Source organism: Mycobacterium asiaticum (assembly GCF_001673315.1).
In the GTDB taxonomy this organism is placed as follows: Bacteria; Actinomycetota; Actinomycetes; order Mycobacteriales; family Mycobacteriaceae; genus Mycobacterium; species Mycobacterium asiaticum_B.
In genome coordinates this window covers 63326-73016 of the sequence record NZ_LZLQ01000065.1, presented here as the reverse complement: position 1 = coordinate 73016, position 9691 = coordinate 63326, and the positions used below count along the sequence as shown (strand labels likewise).

General features: G+C 68.4%; 7 protein-coding genes and 1 tRNA gene. 5 read left to right on the top strand and 3 right to left on the bottom strand.

What is annotated here, in order from left to right:
- A partial coding sequence (locus tag A5636_RS27590) for a PE family protein (protein ID WP_172827202.1) occupies positions 1-3387 on the top strand: 3387 nt, incomplete at its 5' end.
- A gap of 41 nt (positions 3388-3428) precedes the next feature.
- Here A5636_RS27590 and A5636_RS10095 read toward each other — a convergent pair.
- Together A5636_RS10095 and A5636_RS10090 are read right to left on the bottom strand one after the other, a co-directional pair.
- Positions 3429-3575 (bottom strand): glycerophosphodiester phosphodiesterase family protein, encoded by a 147-nt coding sequence (locus A5636_RS10095; RefSeq protein ID WP_253900554.1) that lies wholly within the window; start codon positions 3573-3575, stop codon positions 3429-3431.
- Between the two features lie 195 nt (positions 3576-3770).
- A complete protein-coding gene (locus A5636_RS10090; RefSeq protein WP_065158496.1) occupies positions 3771-5114 on the bottom strand; it encodes a lipase family protein in 1344 nt (447 codons plus the stop codon).
- A gap of 194 nt (positions 5115-5308) precedes the next feature.
- Between A5636_RS10090 and A5636_RS10085 the strand changes: the two genes are divergently transcribed.
- The 3 genes from A5636_RS10085 to A5636_RS10075 all read left to right on the top strand — a co-directional run bounded on the left by A5636_RS10085 (position 5309) and on the right by A5636_RS10075 (position 8361).
- The gene (locus A5636_RS10085) at positions 5309-6295 is read left to right on the top strand and encodes an alpha/beta hydrolase (RefSeq protein ID WP_065158495.1); all 987 of its coding nucleotides are present in this window, start codon (positions 5309-5311) and stop codon (positions 6293-6295) included.
- 237 nt (positions 6296-6532) lie between these two features.
- Positions 6533-7831: a PQQ-dependent sugar dehydrogenase gene (locus A5636_RS10080; RefSeq protein ID WP_065158494.1), complete on the top strand. Its 1299-nt coding sequence runs from the start codon at positions 6533-6535 to the stop codon at positions 7829-7831.
- Positions 7832-7875: 44 nt separating this feature from the next.
- Complete coding sequence (locus tag A5636_RS10075) at positions 7876-8361, top strand: DUF456 domain-containing protein (protein ID WP_065158493.1); 486 nt, start codon at positions 7876-7878, stop codon at positions 8359-8361.
- A gap of 71 nt (positions 8362-8432) precedes the next feature.
- Here A5636_RS10075 and A5636_RS10070 read toward each other — a convergent pair.
- A tRNA-Gly gene (locus tag A5636_RS10070) sits at positions 8433-8506 on the bottom strand.
- A gap of 521 nt (positions 8507-9027) precedes the next feature.
- On the opposite strand from A5636_RS10070, the gene A5636_RS10065 reads away from it, so the two are divergent.
- Complete coding sequence (locus tag A5636_RS10065; protein ID WP_065158492.1) at positions 9028-9681, top strand: hypothetical protein; 654 nt, start codon at positions 9028-9030, stop codon at positions 9679-9681.
- Positions 9682-9691 lie beyond the last annotated feature (10 nt).

Genomic DNA, 9691 nt, shown 5'->3' with positions numbered 1-9691 from the left:
AATGCTCTTCTCGGCCGCCCGCTGATCGGTAACGGCACTAACGGCGCCGCAGGTACGGGAATGGCAGGCGGGGCCGGGGGCACCGGCACCTTCAACGCAGGCGGCAACGGTGTCGGTGGAACCGGCGGCAAAGGCGGTGACTCCGGTCTTGGCGGGGCCGGTGGCCTGGGCGGGGACAACGGCAACGGCACCCGCGCGGCGTCAGGTGCTGCCGGCCTGAGCCCGAGCACCGGTGGTAACGGCGGCGCGGGCGGCACCGGCGCAGCCGGTCAGACGGTCGGTTCCGGCGGCAACGGTGGGGCTGGCGGTGCCGGCGGTGATGGCGGCAGAGTCGGCAACGGCGGCGCCGGGGGCAACGGTGGCAGCGGCGCACCGGGTGGACTTGTCTTTGGCGGCGATGGCCGGGCCGGGGGCGCCGGCGGCGATGGTGGCGCCGGCGGCAGCGGCGGCGTCGATGGCGGCAACGGCGGTAACGGCGGCACCGGCGGGAGCGGCGGCACCGGCGGCTCCGGCGGCTCCGGCCAGAACTTCTTTGGGTCGCCGGACGGCGCCGACGGTCAAGACGGCGGACACGGCGGCAACGGCGGTGCCGGCGGGGCTGGCGGCCATGGTGGGGCCGCCGGCCAAGCCTTGTCTGCGACCGGCCATGACGGTGTCGAGGGTGCCGGCGGGGCCGGCGGAGACGGCGGTTACGGCGGTGCCGGCGGCCGCGGCGCCGACGGTGGGAAAGGCACGTTCGACAACGGCGGCACCGGCAATGGCGGGGCCGGCGGTAAGGGCGGTGACGCCGGACAGGGCGGAGCTGGCGGCAAGGGTGGTGGGGGTTCATCGGTTGGCGCTACCGGCGCTACGGGCGCGACCCCGACCAGCGGCGGTGACGGCGGCAATGGTGGCGCCGGGGCCGATGCGCTGACCGCAGGCGCCGACGGCGGCAAAGGTGGTGCCGGTGGTGACGGCGGGTCGGTGGGCCGCGGCGGTAACGGCGGCCAGGGCGGGGCCGGCAAAGCCGGCGGCGCCGGTAGCACCGGGGCGATCTCGGGCACCGACGGGCAAGCCGGCGGCAAAGGCGGTGCCGGTGGCGCGGGCGGCGACGGCGGCATCGACGGCGGTGACGGCGGTAACGGCGGTAAGGGCGGCGCCGGGGCCAACGGCGGCACCGGCGGGGATGCCCGCGACGGCGGCCACGGCAAAAACCCTGGGGACTTCGGCGAATTCGGCGGTAACGGCGGCAAAGGCGGGGCCGGTGGCAGCGGCGGCACCGGCGGCGCTGCGGGTAAGGCGCTGTCGGATTCGGGGAACAACGGTGTGCAAGGTGCTGGTGGTGACGGCGGCAACGGCGGTACCGGCGGCAAAGCAGGTAACGGCGGCAACGGCCAGGACGGCTCGTTCGCCAACGGCGGCACCGGCAACGGCGGGGGCGGCGGTGAAGGCGGCTTTGTCGGTGAGGGCGGCAGCGGTGGCAGCGGCGGTGCGGGCTCGACTCGCGGTGCCGCCGGCACTGGCGGTGCCGTCGGCAGCGGCGGCGGTAACGGCGGCAATGGTGGCAACGGCGCCAACGCCACCACCCCAGGCGGCGCCGGCGGCAACGGCGGACAAGGCGGCCACGGCGGCACGCGCGGCAACGGCGGCAACGGCGGCAACGGCGGCAACGGCCTTGGCGGCGTGGCAAGCGGTGACGGCGGAGACGGCGGTAAGGGCGGTGCCGGCGGCAACGGCGGCAGATTCTCCGGCGACGGCGGGACCGGCGGCACAGGCGGCAACGGCGCTGCTGGTGGAGCTGGCAACGATGCCGCTAGTAAAGGTCCGGTCGCAGGTCACGGTGGCGATGGCGGTGACGGCGGTGCCGGTGGCGCCGGTGGTACCGCCGCGGCCCCCATGGCCAAGGGCGGCAACGGTGGGGCCGGGGGCGTCGCCGGCGACGGCGGTAACGGCGGCAACGGCGTATTGGGCGCAGACAAATTTACTGTTGTCGAGTCTGGCGGCCCGGGCGGCGACGGAGGGAACGCGGGCGTAGGCGGCCAGGGTGGCTACTCGGCCAACGGCACCTCCGGAGCGGCGGGGAGCAGCCCTCAGAGCGGCGGCAACGGCGGCAACGGCGGCAACGCTTTTGCTGGTGACGGCTTACACCTCAGACCGGGAGGTGGCGGAAACGGCGGGAACGGCGGGTCGGTCGGCGACGGCGGTAACGGAGGGAACGGCGGCACGGGTGGCAGTCTCAGCACGGTAGGGGGTGCCGGCGGCAACGGCGGACAGGGTGGGTCCATTCGCGGCGACGGCGGCGACGGCGGTACCGGTGGCAAGGGCGCCGGCGACGGCCGCGACGCATTCGCGACGGGCGGCGCCGGTGGCCGTGGTGGTGACGCCGTGCTCAACGGCGACGGCGGTAAGGGCGGCAAAGGTGGCAGCGGCGGTTTGGGCATGCCGGGGAACGATCGCGAAGGCGTCCCCCCAACCATCGGTGGCACGGGAGGGGCCGGCGGCGCCGGTGGCGCCGGTGGGACGAATAGTGGCAACGGCGGGCATGGCGGCGTCGGCGGCGTCGGCGGGGAAGGGGGACAAGGCTTGTCGGGTTCGACTGGTTCCACCGGCGGCAACGGCGAGGGTTTTGAAGGGTTGTATAACGGCGGCACCGGTGGCACCGGAGGCGACGGTTTCAACGGTGCCAGTGGTGGCACCGGTGGTACCGGCGGGGCTGGTGGTGTTGCCCGGGCTAGCTCAGGAGTGGACGGCAACCAGGGCGCCGGCGGAGCCGGCGGCCGGGGCGGTGCGGGCGGATACGGCGGAACCGGCGGGCGTGGTGGCGATGGGTTTGGGAATTTCTTGAACGCCGGTCACGGTGGTGCCGGCGGCCAGGGCGGAATTGGCGGCTACGGCGGAGTCGGCGGTGTGGGCGGCGCCGGCTCCACCGTGGGTGCGACCGGCGAACAGGGTGCTGTCGGCCCCGGAGGAACCGGCGGCACCGGCGGCACTGGCGGAGAACACTTAGGTGCCGGTGCCAGTGGTAACGGTGGCAGCGGCGGTCGCGGAGGAGATGCCGTCGTCTCCGGCGGTGCCGGTGGTCGAGGCGGCGTCGGCGGCACCGGCGGGACCAACGGTGGCACCGGCGGCGTCGGCGGCAACGGCGGTACCGGGCTCTCCGCCCCAGGTGGCGATGGCGGCGTCGGTGGCACCGGCGGCCAAGGCGAAGGCGGTGGTCCATTTGCCGATCCTTTGCCTGGCGGACCCGGCGGCAAAGGCGGAACTGGCGGAACCGCGGACTATGGGTCTATCAAACCACCAGGCGATGTTGGCCAGCCCGGCGCTCCCGGAGCGCAGCCGGTACCGGGGAGCGATGAGGGGGGCGCCGGCGGCGCGGGTGGCGCAGGCGGGGCGGGCGGTCGACTCTGAAAACATCGACGCCACGCACCCCGTTGGCTTGACGGTGGTTCTCAACTACTCGGACAGTATGCGGCGTAGCAGGTCGGATAGCTGGTGATGATGCCGTCGACTTCGGCCGCGAGCTGTTCGCGCACCGCCTCGGGAATGTCGATGGTCCACGGAATCACCTCCCGCCCCAACGCATGCGCGCGGTTCACGAAGCCAGCCTCGACGAGCCGGTAGTCCGGCGACAGAATCCCGGCGCGCCACCACCAACGCGCCCACCATCGGATCAATCCACGGCGGTTGGCGATTGGGGCCTGGGCGCCTTCCAGACACCTGGTTTCGGCGGCGCTCCCGGACGTGGATCGGTGGGCGATAGCGCCGGCTCCTGCGGCGCTCCCGGACCAGCGCTACCTGGCATCCGTTGTCGACAGCGGTTGGCGTTCGACGGAGCGCCCGAGGACGACCTTTGCCGTGATGACACCCAACTTGACCATGCCCAAGTACGTCGACGGGTTGAACAGCGTCGGCCACACTGTGCGGGTTTTGTGCTCGTCCACCGGCCGGTCTGTGAATCGATCGCGCAGCCACCGCAGCGCCATAGGCGCCGACAGCGGATGCAACAGCAGGTGACCACAGAACCGGTCGCGGTGATAGGTCACGGCGGCACCAATGCGTTCATATTCAGCCACTAGTGCATCGACATCGTCGACGCTGATGATTCCGTCGTGCACCGCCTGGATGACCAGCACGGGTGGCTTGGGCCGGGATTTGCCGAGCTTGGTCTCGTCGAAAATGTGACGCACTTCGGGTAGGTCCCACAGCTCGTCGGCCGTCATGTCGACGTAGGACCCGATGTCGACATTGCGCAGCTGCCAGACTGCCTGAGCCGTCGTCATTGTCTGCAACTTGTCGAGCAACGCCTTGCCCTCGTCGGTCGCGTGGTTATCGACGACGCTCTGCGCGCCGGGGAAGACTTGCGTGAGTGCGGAGATCATCAGCGCCGCGAGGCCGGCGAAGAAGCTGCCGTTGAGGCGGCGCGCCACACTCCCCGGGTCGCCGACGGGCGAACCCAGAACGGCGCCAACGATATTGAGCTCGGGTGCATATCGCTCACACAGTTCGGCCGCCCAGGCCGACGCCAAGCCTCCCCCTGAATATCCCCACAGACCCATCGGTGCAGACGCCGACAAATTCAAGCGCTCGCACCGTATCGCAGCCCGCAGCCCGTCCAGAATCCGGTAGCCGGGCTCGACCGGTGCGCCCCACATGCCGTGGCAGCCTTCGTGGTCCGGTACGGATACCGCCCAGCCTTCGGCCAGCGCGGCTGTCACCAACAAGTACTCGGCTTGGACGAATGCGCCGATCGGTCGCGCGCCGCGCCGCATCGCGAACGAGGGGAAGCAGCGCGACTCCACGGCGTCGATCGCGCATTGATAAGAGAGCACCGGAGTGGCGACGCCCGACTTGCGCTGTGCCGGGACAAGCACGGTCGTCACGGCGACTTCCGGTTCTTCGTGAAGATTCGTGGTGCGGTAGAGCAACTGGACGGCTTTTACACGCTGGCTGATGAGACCGAGGAATCCGATCTCCACCTCGCGCGAGCGCAACACCGTGCCCGGTTCCGCGTGCTCGTAGCCCTCTGGCGCCTGGTAGAACGGGTCATCGTCGGGCGAGATCGGAAGTTCGCCCCGGCGCAGTTCGTCGTGGGGCGGGCTAGCAACTTTCACTTGCGTGGCGGAATGGTTGTCCATCGGTGTGGTGACCCTTCGGTGTACCGCTGACGGCGCACACCCGCGCCGCCTGGGTACCCACTACCCGTGGTACCGGGTTGTCAATCCTGCACCCCGAGCGGCTCGGCTTCGCGGCGTTCGAACCCGGGCATCCGCCGCGCCGTTGCCTCCGACGAAGGTTCGCTACCACCCGTGAACGATTACATTCACCGTCCATGAGGAAGATCGCGACGCTCGCCGCTGTCGGGGTCGTCGCCTTGGCCGGCCGTCGGCATTTCAGGATGCGCGACGCGCTCGCCCAGGTAGCGCCCGAGCTGCGCAGCCCGGTGTTGCCGTTTATGACGGTCACACACTCGGCCAAGACACTGCCGGCCCTCCGCCCCATCTACCGGATCAAGGCATCGCCGGGCAGTGGCGTCGATGTCGCCGTGCGATCGATAAGCGACGCTGCAATGCGGGTTCTTGTCGTGACGCCTGCCGGACATCGGAGCAAACGGCCGGCGGTGCTCGCACTGCACGGGGGCGGGATGATCGTCGGGTCTCCGCAACTCGAGCTCGTAACTCATGGACGGCTCGCGAGGGAGTTGGGTGCTGTCGTCGTGTCTCCGGAGTACCGCCTGGCCCCTGAAAATCCTTTCCCTGCAGCGCTTGACGACTGCATGGCGACGTTGCAGTGGATGCGCCAGAACGCCGACGACTTGGATATTGACGCCGATCGCATCGCTGTCGTGGGGAGGAGCGCCGGCGGCGGCTTGGCGGCGGCTGTCGCGCAGCGCAGCCATGACGAGGGGTTCACACTGCGAGCTCAGGGGCTCATGTACCCGATGCTCGACGACCGCACCGTGCTGAACGACCACAACGAGGGCCGCGGCCGGCTCGTGTGGACCCCCGAATCCAATCGGTTCGGGTGGACTGCCTACCTCGGCCGGGAGCCGCGGCGCTCCGACGCGCCGCCTTACGCGGCACCCGCGCGGCGTGATGACCTGTCGGGCCTCCCGCCCGCCTGGATCGGTGTTGGCGATCTCGACCTGTACTACGCCGAGGACGTGGCGTACGCCGAGCGGCTACGTGCGTGTGGTGTGCCGTGTGAGCTGCTCACTGTCTCGCGGATGTACCACGCCGCAGACGGCTACGCGCCGAGGGCGCCGTCAATGGAGAGCTTCATTCAAGGTTTGGTGAACCATCTGAAAGAGCACTTGTGATGGCTTAGCGGTAGCGAACGCAGGTGCGGCTTTGTATCGGGCTTTGTGCCGTACTCGCTTGCTTTGTCTCCGTTTGCCGTCGCGGCTGGTCAGAGTGGGCCGATGACGGGATCGTCGCGACGGCGGATTGATCACGATCCCGTCGGGTATGCGTGACGATGTAGCCGTCAGCATCCACAGCACGAACGCCGCGTGTGACCGCCGTTCAATCGGACGAACTGCTTGATTGGGAGACGCATGCGAATCTCGCCGCCGCGTGAAGTGCTGGTCGCTGTTCTGGTCGGCATCGTCGTGGTGGCAGGGTGCACGACTGGCTCCCCGCGGCTGCAACCGTCACCGCCCAGACCCGCGCCGCCTGCGCCGGCATCAGGCAAGCTGGTATCTGCTCCCGTCGGCATTGCCGGCGACCTGGCGCAGGCACCGCTCGACCAACCGCGACAGGCGTTGATTCCCGACGGCTGGACAATCTCGGTCTGGGCACGAATACCGAAGGCGCGCCTGGAAATATGGACTCCCGACCGCGCCCTGCTCGTATCGGTTCCTTCCAGCGGGCAGATCGTCAAGCTGACACCGAAACCTGGTGCCGCGCCGCAACAGTCGACATTGCTCAGCGGTCTCGACCAACCGCACGGCATGGCGTTCGCGGGCTCGACGCTATATGTCGCCGAAAGCGACCAGATCGATGCGTACGACTACGCCGACGGAAAGGCCACCGGCGGCCGGACCGTCGCCGATGGCCTTCCCGACGCGCGGAGCCCCGATCTTCATGGCGCTTACGCACATGCGTTGAAGAGCGTCGCCGTCGGTGCCGACGGTGCTGTCTACTTCTCGATCGGTTCGACAGCCAACATATCTCCGCAGGACCGCACCGCTAAGCCGCCTAGGGCGACGATCATGCGGATTCCGCCTGGCGGGGGCGCCCCACAGCCGTTCGCCACTGGTGTGCGCAACGGAACCGGCCTGGCCATTGCGCCGGACGGCTCGTTGTGGACGGCGGTCAATAACCGCGATAACGCACCTGACCCGGATGGCAACGTCGACGTCGGGTACGTCAATGATCATCCGCCCGAGTCACTGGCACGCCTCACGCCTGGACGCGAATTAGGTTGGCCCTACTGCAATCCCGACGGCGGACCCGCAAATCTGCCGTTCATCCGCGACATGTCGACCAACAAGAACGGATCTCAGCTCAACTGTGCAACGCTACCGCCGGTCGAGCAAAGCATGGGTGCTCACTCAGCGCCGCTAGGGCTGGCGTTCACCACCGCTGCGCTGCCAGCGCCATATGCGGACGGTGCTCTGGTCGGCATCCATGGTTCGTGGAACCGCAAGCCGCCACGCGCACCCGAGGTGTCTTTCTTCGCTTGGCGAAACGGCACTCTCGGAGATCAGCAGACTCTGGTCGGCGGTTTCCAAGCCGACGACGGATCCCGATGGGGCCGCCCGGTGGCCGCGGTAGTCGGACCGGACGGAGCGGTGTATGTCACCGACGACTACGCCGGTGCTGTTTACCGATTGGCTCCTCCGGGCCGCTAGCGGCGATAGTCCCTGGCTGCCGCCACTAGAGATACGTTGAGAACATGAGTGCTGCCGGCATCGTCCTTGTGGCGCTCGCGATCGCCGTCGGAATCATCGGCATCGTGGTGCCGCTATTACCGGGCACGCTGCTGGTGTTCGGCGCGATCGTGGTGTGGGCCGTCGTCGAGAACAACATCACTGCGTGGGTGACACTTGGCGTGGTGGCCGCGCTGCTCGGTGTGGCGACATTGATCAAATACACCTGGCCCGTGAAGCGGATGCGGGCCGCCGACGTGCGCACGTTGAGTCTGGTGGCGGGCGCGGTTGTGGGCATCATTGGTTTCTTCGTAATCCCGGTGATCGGGCTGGTGATCGGCTTCGTGCTGGGTGTCTACGTGGCCGAGCTTGCCGCCCGCGGAGACCAGCGGCTGGCGTGGACCTCGACGATGCACGCCGTGAAGGGTGTCGCATTGTCGATGGGTGTCGAGTTGGCTGCCGCATTGCTCGCCACCGTCGCGTGGGTGGTTGGGGTGTTCCTAACCCCGTAGGCGCTTGACTGAGAGCGTTCTACCCCGAATGGTTTTGCAACGGGCTTAAGTAGCGCTGAACTGCGCTTATGTGGAGCCGATGACGGGAATCGAACCCGCGTATTCAGCTTGGGAAGCTGATGTTCTGCCATTGAACTACATCGGCGCAGTTGCCCAGAAAGGCTAGCATCGGCCGCCGAGCGACCGACCGGGAACCTCACCGGCGTTTCCGGCGCCGCAGGGATCCAAATTGGCACTCGAGCGTGCGACGTGACGGAGATAACTGGAGTGCCGGCGAACGCCCCGTTTCGGGTCAATGTTCGGGGCACCTGCCCTCGGTCTGGCGGGGTGCCGATCTCGAGCTGAAGCGGCCTGGCGCCCCCGACACCTGGCTCGCCGGCATTGGTCTTCCGGTCGAGCCGGGCAGAATGAAATTATCGGCGCCGCAATATTTTTGGCACCCTGGGGTCAGGCTGGCGGCACCCGTCTGCGGGTTGCCGGCACCGGCTTGGTTTACGGGTCGCCACCAGGTTGTAACGTGCAAATGACGGGCTGATTGGCCGCCTAAAGCATGCAAAATGGCGAATGCGTAATCTGGACAACCATTACCCATTCGCGCAATGACAACGGTGAGATTGTCACGTTTACCCTTTCGTTATCATTTTCAACCTCGTATTGTGACCATCCGTGGGCAGGCACGCGTTAGCTAGGAAGAGGCGGAAAGCCCCGGCGGTGCTGGGTGCAGCCATAGCCTCTGGGGCCGTGTTCTTCGCCGTCGGCGGTGACATCCATGCCGCCGTCGGGCGGAGCGACCAGAAGGTGGCTTCTGGGGGCCCGTGGGGCATAGAGCTCGCCACCGCAGCCGCGGCGCCGCAATTCGACACATCTCGAATGAAATTCAACCTCGAAGAGGTCGCCCCTGCATCGCGCTCCCGCGCTGGCCTCGTCGGAGCCACGGGGTTCCCGGTCGGGGTTGCTCCCGAGGCCGGTTTACAGGTCCGCACCATCCTGGTGGCGCGCGCCATCAGCGCACTTTTCCCGGAGATTCACCAGATCGGCGGCGTCCGGCCCGATGCGCTGCGATGGCATCCGGACGGTCTGGCGGTCGACGTGATGATCCCGGACCCGAGCTCCGACGCGGGCATCGAGTTGGGCAACGCGATCGTCACCTTCGTGATGCAGAACGCGGATCGGTTCGGCATCCAAGACGCCATCTGGCGCGACGTTTACTACACGCCCGGCGGCGGCGCTCAATCCGGCGGCTACGGCCACTATGACCATGTCCACGTCACCACCACCGGCGGCGGATACCCGAGCGGCGACGAAATCTACGTCCGCTGACCGAACACGC

Bases quoted from the DNA above. Each gene is read 5' to 3' on its own strand.
- A5636_RS10090 (WP_065158496.1), bottom strand. From the start codon at position 5,114: ATGGACAACCATTCCGCCACGCAAGTGAAAGTTGCTAGCCCGCCCCAC.
- A5636_RS10085 (WP_065158495.1), top strand. From the start codon at position 5,309: ATGAGGAAGATCGCGACGCTCGCCGCTGTCGGGGTCGTCGCCTTGGCC.
- A5636_RS10080 (WP_065158494.1), top strand. From the start codon at position 6,533: ATGCGAATCTCGCCGCCGCGTGAAGTGCTGGTCGCTGTTCTGGTCGGC.
- A5636_RS10075 (WP_065158493.1), top strand. From the start codon at position 7,876: ATGAGTGCTGCCGGCATCGTCCTTGTGGCGCTCGCGATCGCCGTCGGA.